General features: G+C 70.2%; 17 protein-coding genes. 11 read left to right on the top strand and 6 right to left on the bottom strand.

The window, feature by feature from the left end:
* Positions 1–592 precede the first annotated feature (592 nt).
* Together ABZ714_RS34230 and ABZ714_RS34225 are read left to right on the top strand one after the other, a co-directional pair.
* Positions 593–832, top strand: coding sequence for a hypothetical protein (locus ABZ714_RS34230; RefSeq protein WP_358829284.1), 240 nt, complete (start codon positions 593–595; stop codon positions 830–832).
* 10 nt (positions 833–842) lie between these two features.
* Positions 843–1562: a DUF4191 domain-containing protein gene (locus tag ABZ714_RS34225; protein WP_358829283.1), complete on the top strand. Its 720-nt coding sequence runs from the start codon at positions 843–845 to the stop codon at positions 1560–1562.
* Positions 1563–1739: 177 nt separating this feature from the next.
* Here the strand turns inward: ABZ714_RS34225 and ABZ714_RS34220 are convergent, their stop codons facing one another.
* Positions 1740–2207: an RDD family protein gene (locus tag ABZ714_RS34220; RefSeq protein ID WP_358829282.1), complete on the bottom strand. Its 468-nt coding sequence runs from the start codon at positions 2205–2207 to the stop codon at positions 1740–1742.
* A 231-nt stretch (positions 2208–2438) separates the two neighbouring features.
* Between ABZ714_RS34220 and glnA the strand changes: the two genes are divergently transcribed.
* Positions 2439–3848 carry a type I glutamate--ammonia ligase gene (glnA, locus tag ABZ714_RS34215; protein WP_358829281.1) on the top strand — a complete coding sequence of 470 codons (1410 nt, stop codon included), beginning with the start codon at positions 2439–2441 and terminating at the stop codon, positions 3846–3848.
* An 89-nt stretch (positions 3849–3937) separates the two neighbouring features.
* Here glnA and ABZ714_RS34210 read toward each other — a convergent pair whose 3' ends face one another.
* Positions 3938–4549 carry a DUF5753 domain-containing protein gene (locus ABZ714_RS34210; RefSeq protein ID WP_358829280.1) on the bottom strand — a complete coding sequence of 204 codons (612 nt, stop codon included), beginning with the start codon at positions 4547–4549 and terminating at the stop codon, positions 3938–3940.
* 452 nt (positions 4550–5001) lie between these two features.
* Between ABZ714_RS34210 and ABZ714_RS34205 the strand changes: the two genes are divergently transcribed.
* From ABZ714_RS34205 to ABZ714_RS34185, 5 genes are all read left to right on the top strand, one after another.
* Positions 5002–5505, top strand: a complete 504-nt coding sequence (locus ABZ714_RS34205; RefSeq protein WP_358829279.1) for a toxin-antitoxin system HicB family antitoxin — start codon at positions 5002–5004, stop codon at positions 5503–5505.
* An 85-nt stretch (positions 5506–5590) separates the two neighbouring features.
* Positions 5591–6433 carry a DUF4097 family beta strand repeat-containing protein gene (locus ABZ714_RS34200; RefSeq protein ID WP_358829278.1) on the top strand — a complete coding sequence of 281 codons (843 nt, stop codon included), beginning with the start codon at positions 5591–5593 and terminating at the stop codon, positions 6431–6433.
* A 47-nt stretch (positions 6434–6480) separates the two neighbouring features.
* Positions 6481–7485 carry an ATP-binding cassette domain-containing protein gene (locus ABZ714_RS34195; protein ID WP_358829277.1) on the top strand — a complete coding sequence of 335 codons (1005 nt, stop codon included), beginning with the start codon at positions 6481–6483 and terminating at the stop codon, positions 7483–7485.
* Positions 7482–8270 carry an ABC transporter permease gene (locus tag ABZ714_RS34190; protein ID WP_358829276.1) on the top strand — a complete coding sequence of 263 codons (789 nt, stop codon included), beginning with the start codon at positions 7482–7484 and terminating at the stop codon, positions 8268–8270. Before ABZ714_RS34195 ends, ABZ714_RS34190 begins: the two co-directional genes overlap by 4 nt.
* A gap of 157 nt (positions 8271–8427) precedes the next feature.
* The gene (locus ABZ714_RS34185; RefSeq protein ID WP_358829275.1) at positions 8428–9615 is read left to right on the top strand and encodes a Shedu anti-phage system protein SduA domain-containing protein; all 1188 of its coding nucleotides are present in this window, start codon (positions 8428–8430) and stop codon (positions 9613–9615) included.
* 222 nt (positions 9616–9837) lie between these two features.
* On the opposite strand, the gene ABZ714_RS34180 is transcribed toward ABZ714_RS34185, so the two are convergent.
* The 3 genes from ABZ714_RS34180 to ABZ714_RS34170 form a co-directional block, all read right to left on the bottom strand.
* Complete coding sequence (locus ABZ714_RS34180; protein ID WP_358829274.1) at positions 9838–10434, bottom strand: dihydrofolate reductase family protein; 597 nt, start codon at positions 10432–10434, stop codon at positions 9838–9840.
* A gap of 232 nt (positions 10435–10666) precedes the next feature.
* A complete protein-coding gene (locus tag ABZ714_RS34175) occupies positions 10667–11362 on the bottom strand; it encodes a DUF998 domain-containing protein (protein WP_358829273.1) in 696 nt (231 codons plus the stop codon).
* 158 nt (positions 11363–11520) lie between these two features.
* A complete protein-coding gene (locus ABZ714_RS34170; protein WP_358829272.1) occupies positions 11521–12183 on the bottom strand; it encodes a DUF4097 family beta strand repeat-containing protein in 663 nt (220 codons plus the stop codon).
* A 251-nt stretch (positions 12184–12434) separates the two neighbouring features.
* On the opposite strand from ABZ714_RS34170, the gene ABZ714_RS34165 reads away from it, so the two are divergent.
* Positions 12435–13208, top strand: a complete 774-nt coding sequence (locus tag ABZ714_RS34165; RefSeq protein WP_358829271.1) for a helix-turn-helix domain-containing protein — start codon at positions 12435–12437, stop codon at positions 13206–13208.
* Positions 13209–13246: 38 nt separating this feature from the next.
* Here ABZ714_RS34165 and ABZ714_RS34160 read toward each other — a convergent pair whose 3' ends face one another.
* Positions 13247–13801, bottom strand: coding sequence for a MarR family transcriptional regulator (locus ABZ714_RS34160; protein ID WP_358829270.1), 555 nt, complete (start codon positions 13799–13801; stop codon positions 13247–13249).
* Between the two features lie 66 nt (positions 13802–13867).
* On the opposite strand from ABZ714_RS34160, the gene ABZ714_RS34155 reads away from it, so the two are divergent.
* Both ABZ714_RS34155 and hemC read left to right on the top strand, forming a co-directional pair.
* Positions 13868–14626 carry an SDR family oxidoreductase gene (locus tag ABZ714_RS34155; protein WP_358829269.1) on the top strand — a complete coding sequence of 253 codons (759 nt, stop codon included), beginning with the start codon at positions 13868–13870 and terminating at the stop codon, positions 14624–14626.
* Between the two features lie 78 nt (positions 14627–14704).
* Entirely contained in the window at positions 14705–15640 is a 936-nt protein-coding gene (gene hemC, locus ABZ714_RS34150; protein WP_358829268.1) for a hydroxymethylbilane synthase, read from the top strand.
* Positions 15641–15789: the final 149 nt, after the last annotated feature.

The following is a 15789-nucleotide window of genomic DNA, read 5'->3' as shown; positions in this document are numbered from 1 at the left end:
GGAATGAGGAACGTATGACCACCACCACGCTGGCCGATCTGACCGGCCAGGTAAAGGCCGCGCTGGAAGCGGCGCGCGTGATCGCGAAGCCCGCCCCGGCTCCCGGCCCCGGTCCGTACGGCTCTCCGGGCGCCCCGGCACCTCCGGCTCCGGCCGCCCGTGTGTGAATTCGAGCACAAGTCATTACCGCCCGGTATCGCGAGATCGGGCGCGGTCCGGGCACTTCCCGCAGGCAGGGACGGACAGGGGCGACCCGGGCCCTCCCGGAGCGCCGAATTCCGGGATTCACCCGTGTTTGACCGGCCGGTCACGCCCTGGTAACACCAAGCAGTGACCCTGGTCGTCACCGGCTTCGAAGCCTCCGGACACCCTCCGGAACCCGTCCGGCGGACCGGGGCCGCGCCGCACACCACCGGCCCCGCGCACCGGGGCCGCCGCCTTGCTTTCGGCCCCGTCCCGGAGCCACCCGGCACCACTCCAGCACCGCCCGCACCACCCGTAGCCGTCGTCGGACCGACCCCGGCCGCGCGAGGCCCGTACGCCCCGCCAGCGGCCCCGGCCGGCCCCGCTCTCCCCGAAGGGGGCCCCAGCCATGCAGGCCGCGCCGATACGTCCCGTACGCGCCACCGCCCTCCCGTCGCCCGCCACCCTCCCCGTTACCGTCACCGGAGCGCTGCGCGCCATGGAGGCCCTGCTGCTCTCCGGCGGCCAGCGCACGGCCCGCCGCAACGCCTGGACGGCCGTCCTGGAGGACCGCCGCCGGGCCAAGGACCGGGTCGAGGCCCTGCACGTACTGGAGGCCGTGGCGGACCCCGCGTCGAAGGCCACGTAAACTTCGGATTATGGCGAGGAAGGCAAAAGCAGAGAGAGCGGAAGGCGCTGACGCCGCCGCGAACCCCGGGCGACTGAAGCAGATCGCCCTCACCTACAAGATGACCCGCAAGGCCGATCCGCTGATCGGTCTGGTCATCGCGGCCGTGGGAATCGTCACCTTCGGTGTCTTCCTCGGTATCGGCTTCTGGATCGGCTATCCGATCTATCTGGGCATCCTGGGCTTCCTGCTCGCCTTCCTCTCGATGGCGATCGTCTTCGGCCGCCGGGCCGAGCGGGCGGCCTTCGGCCAGATGGAGGGCCAGCCGGGTGCGGCGGCCGCCGTGCTCCAGAACGTGGGCCGGGGCTGGACCACCACCCCCGCGGTGGCGATGAACCGGAACCAGGACGTGGTGCACCGCGCCGTCGGCCGGGCCGGGATCGTCCTCGTCGCCGAGGGCAACCCGAACCGGCTGAAGACGCTGCTCGCGGCCGAGAAGAAGAAGATGTCCCGGGTCGTGATGGACGTCCCGGTGCACGACATCGTGGTGGGCACGGACGAGGGCCAGGTGCCGCTGAAGAAGGTCCGTACGACCATGCTGAAGCTGCCCCGGGTGCTCTCGGGCCCGCAGGTGACCGCGACCAACGACCGGCTGCGCGCGCTCGGTGATTTGCTGAGCAATATGCCGCTCCCCAAGGGACCCATGCCGAAGGGCATGCGCATGCCACGCGGCGGCCCGAAGATGCGCTGACGCCCGAACCGCCGGTACACGAAGGGGGCGGCCGGAGGATCTCCTCCGGCCGCCCCCTTCTTCCCGTCCGGGGGCCGGGTGCCGGGCACGGCCTCGTACCTCCGAGAGGCCCGCGACCCCGCACCCCGGCCACTCCGAACCCGGCTCCGGATCGGGCAGCTCCGAGTCGGATCCGGATCAGATCCGTACCTCCACGGCCTTCGCGAGCCGGTCGTGCAGGCCGCGGCCGTCGCGGTCCCAGATCAGCGCCGGGAGCCCCAGACAGAGCAGCACGCTCCGCAGAAGCACCCGTCCGGCGGGCAGCCGACCGCCCTCGACGGCGACCACCTGGAGCCGGAAGACCCGCTTCCCGGGGGTGAAGCCCACGGTGCCCAGGGTGAGCACGCTCAGCACGAAGAAGATGCCCAGGGCCCAGTTCCCGGCGGTCTGCCGGTTGCCGTCGGCGAAGAAGGCGCTCGCGACGAGGAAACAGAGACCCCAGTCGACGAAGACGGCCCCGAGTCGCCGGCCGGTGGGGGCGATGGCACCGGGCCCCTCCTCCGGCAGGCCGAGCCGCTTGCCCCGGTACCCGAAGTCGACGCCCATGTCCTCGGCCGCCGCGCGGGGTCCGGAGAGCCACGATCCGATTGCTTGCCTGTTGTCCACCCGTCCACGGTACTGCGCCCCGTTCCGTCCCCCGGCGGCCGGGTCGGCCCCGACGGGACGACCTGGGGTGATGCGGCCGACGCCGACCACCCGCCCGGTTAACGCGCCGGAAACAATCGGGTCATGCTGGAGAAATGCCCCCTGCCTATGGTCGGGCCTTGCGTGGACCACCGCACTGGTCGCACGGACGAGCTACCCGCCCCCGCCCGGGACGGGAGTAGGAGGAGTTGGATGTTCCAGAACGCCGACGACGTGAAGAAGTTCATCGCCGACGAGGACGTCAAGTTCATCGATGTCCGGTTCTGCGACCTGCCGGGAGTGATGCAGCACTTCACGATCCCGGCGAGCATCTTCGACCCGGCGGAGGAGCTGGCCTTCGACGGTTCGTCGATCCGCGGCTTCCAGGCGATCCACGAGTCGGACATGGCGCTGCGCGCCGACCTGTCCACGGCCCGGGTCGACCCGTTCCGCCGGGACAAGACGGTCAACATCAACTTCTTCATCCACGACCCGATCACCGGTGAGCAGTACAGCCGTGACCCGCGGAACATCGCCAAGAAGGCCGAGACGTACCTCGCCTCCACCGGCATCGCGGACACCGCGTTCTTCGGCCCGGAGGCGGAGTTCTACGTCTTCGACTCGGTCCGTTTCAACACTTCCGCCAACGAGGGCTTCTACCACATCGACTCCGAGGCGGGCGCCTGGAACACCGGTGCGGTCGAGGACAACCGCGGCTACAAGGTCCGCTACAAGGGCGGCTACTTCCCCGCCCCGCCGGTCGACCACTTCGCCGACCTGCGCGCGGAGATCTCCCTGGAGCTGGAGAAGTCCGGCCTCCAGGTCGAGCGCCAGCACCACGAGGTCGGCACCGCCGGCCAGGCGGAGATCAACTACAAGTTCAACACCCTGCTGGCCGCCGCCGACGACCTGATGCTCTTCAAGTACATCGTGAAGAACGTCGCCTGGCGCAACGGCAAGACCGCGACCTTCATGCCGAAGCCGATCTTCGGCGACAACGGCTCGGGCATGCACGTCCACCAGTCGCTGTGGCAGGGCGGCGTGCCGCTCTTCTACGACGAGCAGGGCTACGCCGGCCTCTCCGACACCGCCCGCTACTACATCGGCGGCATCCTCAAGCACGCCCCGTCGCTGCTGGCCTTCACCAACCCGACGGTGAACTCCTACCACCGCCTGGTGCCCGGCTTCGAGGCCCCGGTCAACCTGGTCTACTCGCAGCGGAACCGCTCCGCCGCCATGCGCATCCCGATCACCGGCTCGAACCCCAAGGCCAAGCGCGTCGAGTTCCGCGCCCCCGACCCGTCGTCCAACCCGTACCTGGCCTTCTCGGCCCTCCTCCTCGCGGGCCTCGACGGCGTCAAGAACAAGATCGAGCCGGCCGAGCCGATCGACAAGGACCTCTACGAGCTGGCCCCCGAGGAGCACGCGGGCGTCCCCCAGGTCCCGACCTCCCTGCCCGCCGTCCTCGACGCGCTGGAGCAGGACAACGAGTACCTCCAGGCGGGCGGCGTCTTCACCGCCGACCTGATCGAGACCTGGATCGACTACAAGCGCACCCACGAGATCGCCCCGATCCAGCTCCGCCCGCACCCGCACGAGTTCGAGCTGTACTTCGACCTCTAGGAAGCACACCGGGTGAACACCGGTCACAGGCAGACCAAGGGCCGCCACCTCCTCTCGGAGTGTGGCGGCCCTCGGTCGTGGTCGCACGCTCAGCCGCGCCGGGCGCCGGCCCAGAAGGACCCCGCCTGCCCCAGGATCTCCCTGGCGGCGTCACCGTACAGAGCCGCCTCGCGCATCCTGCCGAACGCCTTGCGGTAGAGGGCGACCTCGTCCGGCTCGGTAACGGTCACGCCCGAGGAGACCAGCTCGACGTGGACCTCGTCGCCGTACATGTTGAAGGCGTGGACGGGGTGCATGTTCACCCGGGCCGAGACGGGAACGATGCCGAGCGTGAGCGAGGGCAGGCCGATGTCGCGGAGGATCCGGTCGATCTGCCCGCCCATGACCTCGGGCCCGCCGATGTCCGTGTAGAGGGCCTGCTCACCGAGCACGACGTCGTAGTGGTGCTCGCCGTCGTACAGCACCCGCTGTCGCTCCATACGTTTGGCGACCCCCGCCGGAACGTCGTCCGGAACGCCCAGGAACTCGACCACCTGGCCCAGGATCACGGTGGCGTACGCCTCCGTCTGGAGCGTCCCCCAGATCATGGCGGGCACATACGCCACCCCCTCACGCGTCTCCCGATACCGGCGGACCACCTCGTCCTGGATGTCCTCGGTGCCGGTGGAAAGACGCTGCCGCCACGGGACGGAACTGGTCACGGTATGCCCTCCTGAGAATCGTTCGCCATCGGCCCGCTTCGGGCGTTTCGCCGCCGCGGGCTCTCGAGCAGACGATTTCCGCCCTCGCACGTCAAGACCGCTCGTACGCCCAAGCCCGACCACTCCGCCGGTACCGCTCCACGGGAATCGGCGTCACTCCGGAACCCATGCGGACGCGTTCGGAGCGTGGAGGCTTCGGCGGTCATCGACTCCCGGCACCCCGTCCACGAGTCGAAGGCTCCCGGCCACCCTTCTGATGTCGCGCGCCATCGACTGGCGCCAATTGGCGCCACCTGACCAACGCCCTCCCCCATGGCAGCACCCCCACCGGGCCGAATTTAACGCCATCACCTCGACGTCTTCGCAGGTCACGACCGCAAGGCGACACCATGACCCATGAACGGCGCCATTCAGGGTTGCGAGTGGCGACATGATGGTGCCATGATGACGTCATGGACCTCACCCCGTATGTCGACACTCTCCACCGCGAACTCGCGGTGGCCGCCGGAGCCGGTGGGGACGACGCCCGTGAGCTGGCCGAGAAGCTCTCCGCCCCGCTGGAGTCGGCGACCCGGCTGGCCATGCTCAGCGCGCTCTCCGCCGCCATGGACGAGATCAGCCGACAGCTGGCGCCCGGATCGGCGGAAGTACGGCTGCGCGGGCTGGAGCCCGACTTCGTCGTGACTCTGGCGCCGGTTGTCGATGATGGCGCCATCATGGAGCCGGTCGCGCCACAGGCCGGTACCGACGGCGACGAGGGCGGGACCGCGCGGGTCAATCTGCGGCTGCCCGCGCAGCTCAAGGCGCGGGCCGAGGAGGCGGCGGGGCGCGAGGGGCTCTCGCTCAACGCGTGGCTGGTGCGGGCCGTGGGGGCCGTGGTCGACGGCCGCACCGGGGCGTGGGCGGCCGGTGGGACCCGGGTCGGTGGACAGAGCTTCACCGGGTGGGTGCGCTAGCCGCGTCACCGCCCGTACGGCATTCATCTTTTCCCGTCCCTGTATGCCGGGGACGGTTCGACGAAACCAAGAGGACGGAACAGTCATGCCTGCTTTCGACACCACCGGACCTGTCGCGGTCACCGCCCGGGTGGAGGCCGGTTTCATCCGGTTCGCCGCGGACGAGCGGGCCGACACCGTGGTCGACGTACAGCCCCGGGACCCGAAGAAGGAGTTGGACGTCCGGACCGCCGACGGGACGGAAGTCGGCTTCGCCGACGGCGTACTGACGGTCAGAACGCCCAAGCCGCAGTTGCTCGGAAGGACCGGCGCCGTCGATGTGACGGTACGGCTGCCGACCGGCTCGCGGGTCGACCTGACCGGCGCCTGGGCCCAGGTGCTCGGGGAGGGGCGGCTCGGCGAGGTGCGGGTGAAGACGTCGTCCGGGGACGTCCGGCTCGACACGACCGGTCCGCTGCGGCTGGCCGCGAAGCACGGCTCGGTCACCGTGGAGCGGGTCGAGGGCACGGCGGATATCTCCACCAGCTCCGGCAGCCTGCGCGTCGGACGGATCGACGGATCCGCCGTACTGAAGAACGCGCACGGCTCCACGACCGTCGGCGCCTCCACCGGCGAACTGCGGGTGACCGGCGGGCACGGCGATATCGACATCCGGCGGGCCGAGGACTCGGTCACCGCCGTCACCGCCAACGGCACCGTCCGGGTGGGCGAGGTGGCCCGGGGCACCGTGGAGCTGGAGACCCCCTACGGCGCCATCGAGGTCGGCGTCCGCGAGGGCTCCGCCGTCTGGCTCGACGCCCATGCGGGGGCCGGCCGGGTGCACAACGGTCTCACCTCGTCAAAAGCCCCCGACACAGCCGAGGACACCGTACGGATCCACGCCCGGACCCGGCACGGCAGTATCGACGTCCTCCGCGCCCGGACCTGAATCCCCCCGTTTCCCCAGTCGTTCCTCCTCTCGAACAGGAAGACTCCATGAGCAGCTCTGTCATGCCCACATCCAAGATTGGCTCCCCGCCGGTCTCCGCCGTCTCCGCCACCGGGCTGCGCAAGTCCTACGGCGAGAAGGTCGTCCTCGACGGCATCGACCTCGACATCCCCACCGGTTCCGTCTTCGCCCTGCTCGGCCCGAACGGCGCGGGCAAGACCACCGCGGTGAAGATCCTCTCCACCCTGATCACGCCGGACGACGGACGGGCCACCATCGCCGGTCACGACCTGGCCACCGAGGCCCAGGCCGTCCGCGCGGCGATCGGGGTCACCGGGCAGTTCTCCGCCGTGGACGGACTGATCACCGGCGAGGAGAACATGCTGCTGATGGCCGATCTGCACCATCTGCCCCGGCGCGAGGGGCAGCGGACGGTGGCCGAACTGCTGGAGCGGTTCGATCTCACCGAGGCCGCGAAGAAGCCCGCCCAGAGCTACTCCGGCGGCATGAAGCGGCGGCTCGACATCGCGATGACCCTGGTCGGCGCGCCGCGGATCATCTTCCTCGACGAACCGACCACCGGCCTCGACCCGCGGTCCCGCCACAACATGTGGCAGATCATCCGGCAGCTGGTCTCCGGCGGCGTCACCGTCTTCCTCACCACCCAGTATCTGGAGGAGGCCGATGAACTCGCCCACCGGATCGCCGTACTGAACGACGGCCGGATCGCCGCCCAGGGCACCGCGGAGGAGCTGAAGCGGCTCATCCCCGGCGGCCATATCCGGCTCCGCTTCACCGACCCGACGGCCTATCAGAACGCCGCCGCCGCCCTGCGGGAGACCACCCGCGACGACGAGGCCCTCACCCTTCAGCTCCCCAGCGACGGCAGCCAGCGCGAGCTGCGGTCCATCCTCGACTGGCTGGACTCCGCCGGTATCGAGGCCGACGAACTGACCGTGCACACCCCCGATCTCGACGATGTGTTCTTCGCCCTGACCGGCGCCGGCGTAGCCGGCCGTACCGGTGGCGAGTCCAAGGAGGACGTCCGATGAACTCCCTCTCCCTCGCGGTACGCGACTCGTCCACGATGCTGCGGCGCAATCTGCTGCGCGTCCGGCGCTATCCGTCCATGACGCTGAACCTGCTGCTCACACCGGTGATGATGCTGCTGCTCTTCGTCTTCGTCTTCGGCGAGGCCATGAGCGCCGGGATCGGCGGCGGTGCCGACCGGTCCGATTATCTGGCCTATCTGCTGCCCGGTCTGCTGCTGATGACCATCGGCAGTACGACGATCGGCACCGCGGTCTCCGTCTCCATGGACATGACCGAGGGCATCATCGCCCGGTTCCGCACCATGGCCATCCACCGGGGCTCCATCCTCATCGGCCATGTGATCGGCAGCGTGCTCCAGACCATCATCAGTGTGGCCTTCGTCGGGGCCGTCGGGGTCGCCATCGGCTTCCGCTCCACCGACGCCACCCTGGTGGAGTGGGTCGCCGCCTTCGGTCTGCTGACCCTGTTCGCCCTGGCGCTCACCTGGATCGCGGTCGGTATGGGCATGGTCAGCCCCAACGCCGAGGCAGCCAGCAACAACGCCATGCCGCTGATCTTCCTCCCGCTGATCTCCAGCGCGTTCGTCCCGGTCGACGCCATGCCCGGCGCGTTCCAGCCGATCGCGGAGTACCAGCCCTTCACCCCGGCGATCGAGACCCTGCGCGGCCTGCTCCTCGGCACGGAGATCGGCCACAACGGCTGGCTCGCCCTCGGCTGGTGCGTCGGTCTGGCCCTGCTCGGCTACTTCTGGTCCAAGTCCGTCTTCGAGCGCGACCCGAAGTGACCCGGCGGGACCGTCTCCCGCACCTCGTCCCGCCCGGGGCGGCGTACTCCGACACCTGTCGGAGTCGCCGCCCCGTCGGCGTGCCACGAAAGCTCACCGGCCGATGTCGGACCCATGGGACAGAATCCCCCTCATGCCACCGTCACCGCGATCCGACATGTCACTGGAGCTTCATCTCGTCAAAGTCCACTCCGCCTCGGCGCCGGAGGACGTCAAGGACGCGATCACCGAGGTCCTGGACCATGTGCGGTCCGGCTCCCGGGGGAATCGGCGCGGCGGCAAACGGCTCACCGAACTGCTCGGCGCGGCCCGGCTCGCGGCCGCGCGGGCGGAGGAATGGGAGATCGTACGGTCTCTGCAGGACGCCATCCACTACACGGAGGGGCGACTCCTCAGACCGGATTATCAGGAGATGTACCGCCTGGGGTATTTGGAGCGTGGTCCGCGCGACGAACTGGGACTCGCCTCGATCGCGAGAACCGTGAAGATGACAAATGACTTCTGGTGTTCGGAGGCCGAGCAGTTCCTCCAAAGCCGGCCCGACGCCGATACGGCCGCGGTTCTCGAACATATCCGTACCTTGGGCGAGGACGCCCGATTCACCCGGGCCCCGGCGGAGGACCCGGCTCGCTATCACATCCCCCGGGGCATGGCGGAACTGTCGCTGTGGACCGAGCGCGTTCTGAAGAACCGGGTGGAGATATCGGATCCGGCGGAATCCGCCCGCCGGATCGTGTCGTCACCGGAGGCGCTGTCCGTTCTCGCGGCGGACGAGGACGGCCGAACGGTTCTGCGCGCGGCCGAACTTCAGCAGCGGTCGTCCGACCTGCGCGATCTGCGGCGTCTGATCGAGGACGAGAAGACGACCGAGCACGCGCTGCAACGCGCCCTCAGCGGTATGCACTGGATCTTCGGTGGCCGGGTCGTCGCCGAGGCCGGGCAGCGGCGACTCGTCCCCGGTGACGAAGTCGATATTCCGCTGCTGCGCGGCGACGGCTCGCTCCAGGTCGTCGAACTCAAGAGGGCGGCGGGGGTGAAGCTCGTCAAGGAACATCGCGGCTCCTGGGTGCCGAGGCGGGAAGTGCACGACGCCGTAGGGCAGGCCATCAACTATCTCGTGGGATTGGACGAGAACCGCGAGCGCATACTCGCGGAGTTCGGTATCGACACCCGCCGAGCGAGTGCCCTCGTTCTCATCGGGCATCCGAAGAGTCAGCCCGAAGCCGGCGAGAAGGCGATCAACGAGACCCTGCGGGTACACGGGTCCCATCTCAGCCGGGTCGAGATCCTCACCTACAAGGAACTCGTGGACAGTGCGGAACGAGCCCTGGCGATGGGCAGCTGACTCCGCCGCCTCTCGTCCGGCGCGGGCCGTCGAGGCGGCTGTGAACGCCCCGTGGCCCCGCCGGAGGCGGGGCCACGGGGACGGAGAGGGGAAAGCCGAAGGGCCGGGCAGCGGTCGGCCTCCCGCGGGGCGGGTTCGGCACCCGTACCGCCGTACCTGTACGGCGCGGCGCGGCCGGATATGAATCCGGCCGCGCCGTACGAACCCGGTCCCGCGCGCGGACTACGCCGCGGTCACCGGCCGGTAGGTGCACACCTGGACACCCGTACTGCTGACCTCGGTCGAGACCAGTTCGAGCGGGCGCAGTCCGCCGTCAGCCGGGTAGATCGTCTTTCCGCCGCCGAGGAGCACCGGCATGATCATGAGCCGCAGCTCGTCGACCAGCCCCTCCGCCAGGAGGGTACGGGCGAGCGAGAGGCTGCCCATCACCACCAGGTCCCGGCCCTCGGTTTCCCGCAGCTTCCGGATCCGGTCCAGAGCCGGGTCCCCGGGGATGCGGGTGGTGTTGTTCCAGGTCAGGTCGGATTCGCCCAGCGTGCTGGAGACCACGTACTTGTCGACCGAGTTCATATGGTCGGCGAACGGGTCACCGGCCCGGCCGGGCCACGCCGCGGCCATGACCTGCCAGGTGCGGCGCCCGAAGAGGAGGGCGTCGGTGTTCGCGGCCCACTCGGCGAGAGCTCCGCCCATCACCTTCGGGTCGAAGAACTGGTGGGTCCAGCCGCCGTGGGCGAACCCGCCGTCGGTGTCCTCCTCCGGGCTGCCCGGCGCCTGCATGACACCGTCCAGGCTGACGAATTCACCTATGACAATACGCATTGAACTGTCCGCTTTCATGCTCGGTTGATTGCTGTTCATCCGGTCCGGCGAGTCGTTCAGGACTCATCGGCCCCGACGTCTTCTTCCGGTGAGCGCCGCGGCAGGTGGTCACGGGGGCTCAAGGACCGGGGCCCCGGGGGCTTCTGCCCGCTGGGCGGGAGCGCGCGGATTTGTCCGGAGACTCCGGCCGACTGCCCGTGGCACCCCCGGGGCCCGGAGGTAGTGGTGTTCCTCAGGCGGCGCGACGGTAGTGCACGGCCACGAACGAGAGCAGCGCGAACATGGTGGTCGTACCGATGGCGATGGTCAACGAACCGGCCGGACCGCCGCTCATCCCCCACGCGTCACCGGCGAGCTTTACGGTGGCGGCGACCCGGGAGGCGACGGCCAGCCGCTGGTTCCCGAGCCGGGAGAAGTGCCGGCCGAGCAGATAGCCGACCGCGATCAGCGAGAAGAAGGTGACCGACCCGGCGGCCATGTGGCCGTACGCGTGCCAGCTCATCGTCTCCGGGATGCCCTCCGGAGTGCCCACGGGGAATCCGTCCGCGGGGTCCATCGTCAGCAGCCCGGCCGCGACCATGCCGATACCGATCACCCCGACCAGCCGCGGCACCGCGACACCGCCGGCCGTCCCTCTCATGGCCCAGCGCAGCCCGGTCGCGCCCGCGGTGGCCAGAATGCCGGCGATCACGAAGTTCGTGATCTGGAGCCAGCCGAGTGAGCCGGTGGCCAGCTGGCTGAGCGGGTGCCGGGTCGGCTCGAAGCCCTCGCGGGTGAGTGACTGGGCGACCGACACGGCCACCCACAGCGGACCGGCGACGGCGGCGCAGGCGAGCAGCGTACGAGTGTTGGTGGCGCCGCGCGGGATGACGACACGGGCCCGGCGGGTGGCGGCTGCGGCGCGGGGAGGACGGGTGGCGGTGGTCACGGCGGGCTCCTTCGGGGGCGGGCCCCGGACTTCTTCCTTGGGGCTCACCTCTGCGTCGATCCACCGATGCGACAGGGAATGCGTGATTCTCGCGCGTCGCCCGCCGGGCCGGTGCCCTCCGGGGACGCGCCCCGCCCGGGACTCGCCGAAGGGGTACGTCAGAGGCTGCGGGCGGCGATGTCGCCGCGGGTAGTGGTGGCGCGGATGTCGAGCCCGGCCGTGCCGTCGTTCTTCAGGGCATTGCTGACGCGGCCGTAGCCGGTGTCGGCGGCCAGGGCGGCCGACACGCCGGAGGCGGCGTCGACCTTGATGTCGCCGGACCGGGTATCGAGCACGACCGTGCCGCCCATGGCCTCGGCGATCCGGATGTCGCCCCTCGCCGTGCTGATCTCCGCGGCCCCGCCCAGCCGGCCGACCTCGACATCGCCGTCGATCGCGACGAGGCGGAGGCTCGCGGCCTCGTCCAGCTTGATCCGGCGGTACGCGCCGTCGAAGGCGACGTCCCCGAGGCGTCCGACGGTACGGAGTTCGGCGCCGGACGACGCCGCCTCGACCCGGGAACCGGCAGGCAGCTTGACCGTCACCTCGATGGATCCGGACGGACCGAGGCCCTGGTTCTTCGCCGGGTTCCCGACCCGCAGGACTCCGTCGGCGTAGACGACCGTGGTGTGCTCCGCCGCCGTCACGTCACGGCCCTTCGAAGCGTCCGACGGCCGGATCTCGACCGTGGTGTCGGCCCGGTCCGCGGCGATGAACTGGACACGCCCTCCGGGGATGTCCAGGACGGCGGAGATCGGGGCGGGGGTGTCGAACTTCTGCATCGCATTCTCCTTGACGCTTGCGAATCACTGTTTCGCAACAATGGAAACGCTACGTTGCTTTCTAATAATAGGCAATGATCCTTCCGTGCAAGAGTTACATATTTGCAGTTCAGAGCAGCTTAATCAGCGCAACACCTTCCCGCTTAATGCAACGATACAGAGGGCTTCGTTGCAATAGATTGATGCTGAACGCTACGCTCGAGGCGTCGAGGAACACCGCGCGGCCCCCATGGGGCACGAAAGGGGCTGTGATGCCGGGAGCCAGACTCACCCAGCGGGAACGCCAGCAGATCGCGGACGGGTTGGCCGATGGGTTGGCCTACGCCGAGATCGCCCGCCGTCTCGACCGCCCGACCTCCACCGTCACACGTGAGGTGACCCGCAACGGCGGCCCCGTCGGCTACCGCGCCGACCTGGCCCACCGCGCCACCCGGCAACGCACCCAGCAGCGCGGACAGACCCCGCCCCGGAACTCGCGGACGGACCCGCTCCCCTACGGACGCGCCCCCGAGGCCGTGTACGACTACCAGGAAACCCTCACCGGCGTTCTGATGGTCTCGGGCCTGCCCAAGATGATGGCCCGGGTGCTGAGCTGCCTCTTCACCACCGACAGCGGCAGCCTGACCGCCGCCGAACTCGCCCAGCGCCTCCAGGTCAGCCCGGCGTCCGTCTCCAAAGCGATCACGTTCCTGGAGAGCCAGGACCTCGTCCGCCGGGAACGCGGCGAAGGCCGCCGCGAGCGCTATGTCGTCGACGACGACCTCTGGTACCAGTCCATGCGCCGCAGCGCCCGCGCCAACGACCAGTTCATCGAGACCGCGCGGCGGGGCGTCGGCGTCCTCGGCCGCGGCACCCCGGCCGCCACCCGCCTCGAGAACGCCGCCCGCTTCCTCGATTTCGTCAGCGAAGGGCTCCTGCACGCCGCGGAGCAGGGCCGCGAGGTCCTCCACACCAGAACCGGAACAACCCGGAACGGCACCGACGGCACCGACGGCACCGCCCCACCGCTGCCCAATGGGTCCTGACCTGGCCGTATTTCATGGACACGGGCGTCCGGGGGAGGTCATGACCCCTCCCCCACATGCGTGACCCGGTGGTCGTCCAGGGTGTCCGCGACCGTGGTGAAGAGCTTCTCCAGCAGGGTCGCCAACCGGGCTTGTTCCTCCCCGCTCAGGCCAGCCAGGAGGTCCGATTCGCGGGTGAGGACCGAGGCGACCGTGGATTCGACCAGGGCGTGGCCCGCCAGGGTGAGGTTGACCTCGACCGTGCGGGGGCGGCCCGTGGGGGCCGAGCGGGTGACCAGGCCGTCGGATTCGGCGCGGGCGACCCGCTGGGAGACGGCGCCCGCGGTGACCAGGGAGCGGTGGCCCAGTTCGCGGGTCGTGAGGGTGTACGGGGGACCCGAGCGGCGCAGGACGCTGAGGAGGTCGAGGGTCGCGGTGTCCACGCCGAGCCGGGCGAGGACGCGGCGGCGGTCGTCGCCGAAGAGTTTGGCCAGCCGCCACAGGGGGGTGACGACGCCGATGGAGGAGACCGGGACGCCGGGGAGTTCGCGGTGCCAGGCGTCGGCGATGGAGTGGGCCGACTTCTCGGGGACCGGTGGGTACTGGCTTGCCACGGGGCTACCTCCACGGGTTATGTTGAGGCCTAAATTTAGACCTCAACGGACTGAGGAGACCAGGATATGACACGCACCGTCCTCGTCACCGGCGGCGGTACGGGAATCGGGCTGGCGATCGCCCGGCACTTCGCCACCACCGAGCAGGGCGCCTCGGTCGTCATCACCGGACGGCGGCCCGAGCCGCTGGGCCGGGCGGTGGCGGAGCTGGGCGAAGGGGCGGCCGACGGGGTGACCGTCGTGGCCGAGAGCTGCGACCACACCGATCCGGACGCGCTGCTACGGCTCCGGGAGCGGCTGCCGGGCCGGGTCGACGTCCTGGTGAACAACGCGGGCGGCAATACCGACTTCGACACGGACGGGGCCGCGGCGAGCGAGCTGGCCGCGTACGCCCGGGACTTCCGGGCCAACCTGGACGCCAATCTGGTGAGCGCCGCCCTCACCACCCGGGCCCTGGCCGGGCTGCTCGCCGACGGCGGCGGCGCGGTCGTCCAGATCGGGTCGATCGCCGCCGACCAGGGGGCGGGGTCGTACGGCGCCGCCAAGGCCGGGCTCGTGGCCTGGAACATCAGCCTGGCGGGCGAGTTGGGCGGCCGCGGGATCACGGCCAATGTCGTATCGCCCGGCTATACGACGGAGACCGAGTTCTTCCGCGACCGGCTCCCCGACGAGCGGCGGGACGCCCTGGTCGCGGCGACCGCGACCGGGCGGGCCGGGACGCCGGCCGATATCGCGGGGGCGGTGGCCTTCCTCGCCTCCCCCGCCGCCCGGCACATCACCGGCCAGGTGCTGCATGTGAACGGTGGGGCGCACAAGGGCCGATGAGGTCGTCGGTGGCGAAATCCCGGTGGTGGCACGGCGGGGTGGAATGACCATGGCTCCGGACGCCCTATCGTGGTCCGCATGTCCGATCCCGAGCTGATCCGCATCGTCACCCGCTCGTCCCCGATGGCCCTCGCCCAGGTGGAGCGCGTACGGACCGAACTGGCCGTCCTGCACCCGGGGATCCGGACGGAGGTCGTCCCCGTGACGACCTCCGGTGACCGCTGGATGGGCGATCTGGCGCAGCTCGGCGGCAAGGGCGCCTTCACCAAGGAGGTGGACGCCGCCCTGCTGGCCGGGGAGGCCGATCTCGCGGTGCACTGCGTCAAGGACGTCCCCGCGGACCGGCCGCTGCCGGCCGGGACCGTCTTCGCCGCCTTCCTGGCCCGGGACGACATCCGGGACGCGCTGATCCATCCGGGCGGGCTGACCCTGGACGAGCTGCCGCCCGGTACCCGGATCGGTACGTCGTCGGTCCGCCGGATCGCCCAGCTCGCGGCCTCGCACCCGGAGTTGGAGTGCGTACCGATGCGGGGCAACGCCAACCGGCGGCTGGAGAAGCTGGCCGCCGGGGAGGCCGACGCGCTGCTGCTGGCGGCGGCCGGTCTGGAGCGGATCGGGCGGACCGACGTGATCACCGAGATCCTGTCTGTGGAGACCATGTGCCCGCCGATCGGGGCCGGGATCCTGGCCCTTCAGTGCCGCGAGACGGACACCGAGACCATCGATCTGGTCAGCGGGCTCGGCGATCCGGCGGCGTACCGCGAGGCGACGGCGGAGCGGATGTTCCTCCATGTCCTCCAGGGGCACTGCAACTCCCCCATCGCGGGCTACGCCCGCTCCGAACGCGGCGGTGAGCTGTCGCTGCGCGCCAAGGTCTTCACCCCCGACGGCAAGCAGGTCCTCAACGCCCATGAGTGGGCGGGGCCGCTGGACCCGGCGACGCTGGGCACCTCGGTGGCGGTGGCACTGCTGCGGCAGGGCGCCCGGGAGCTGATCGACGGCATCGCGCACTGATCCCGGTACGTACGAGCGATACGTACGAGCGATACGTACGAGCGATACGTACGAGCGATACGTACGAGCGATACGTACGAGCGATACGTACGAGGGGGGGGGGGGCGCGCCGTCCCGCGGCGGCCCCCGCGGGGGAGAGCGCGGGGTGG

This window comes from Streptomyces sp. NPDC006798, assembly GCF_040635975.1.
In the GTDB taxonomy this organism is placed as follows: domain Bacteria; phylum Actinomycetota; class Actinomycetes; order Streptomycetales; family Streptomycetaceae; genus Streptomyces.
This window is presented reverse-complemented; position numbering and strand designations above follow the sequence as displayed.

Coding starts and splice junctions, on each gene's coding strand:
- ABZ714_RS34230 (WP_358829284.1), top strand. CDS start 593: ATGCAGGCCGCGCCGATACGTCCCGTACGCGCCACCGCCCTCCCGTCG.
- ABZ714_RS34225 (WP_358829283.1), top strand. CDS start 843: ATGGCGAGGAAGGCAAAAGCAGAGAGAGCGGAAGGCGCTGACGCCGCC.
- glnA (WP_358829281.1), top strand. CDS start 2,439: ATGTTCCAGAACGCCGACGACGTGAAGAAGTTCATCGCCGACGAGGAC.
- ABZ714_RS34205 (WP_358829279.1), top strand. CDS start 5,002: ATGGACCTCACCCCGTATGTCGACACTCTCCACCGCGAACTCGCGGTG.
- ABZ714_RS34200 (WP_358829278.1), top strand. CDS start 5,591: ATGCCTGCTTTCGACACCACCGGACCTGTCGCGGTCACCGCCCGGGTG.
- ABZ714_RS34195 (WP_358829277.1), top strand. CDS start 6,481: ATGAGCAGCTCTGTCATGCCCACATCCAAGATTGGCTCCCCGCCGGTC.
- ABZ714_RS34190 (WP_358829276.1), top strand. CDS start 7,482: ATGAACTCCCTCTCCCTCGCGGTACGCGACTCGTCCACGATGCTGCGG.
- ABZ714_RS34185 (WP_358829275.1), top strand. CDS start 8,428: ATGTCACTGGAGCTTCATCTCGTCAAAGTCCACTCCGCCTCGGCGCCG.
- ABZ714_RS34180 (WP_358829274.1), bottom strand. CDS start 10,434: ATGCGTATTGTCATAGGTGAATTCGTCAGCCTGGACGGTGTCATGCAG.
- ABZ714_RS34170 (WP_358829272.1), bottom strand. CDS start 12,183: ATGCAGAAGTTCGACACCCCCGCCCCGATCTCCGCCGTCCTGGACATC.
- ABZ714_RS34165 (WP_358829271.1), top strand. CDS start 12,435: ATGCCGGGAGCCAGACTCACCCAGCGGGAACGCCAGCAGATCGCGGAC.
- ABZ714_RS34155 (WP_358829269.1), top strand. CDS start 13,868: ATGACACGCACCGTCCTCGTCACCGGCGGCGGTACGGGAATCGGGCTG.
- hemC (WP_358829268.1), top strand. CDS start 14,705: ATGTCCGATCCCGAGCTGATCCGCATCGTCACCCGCTCGTCCCCGATG.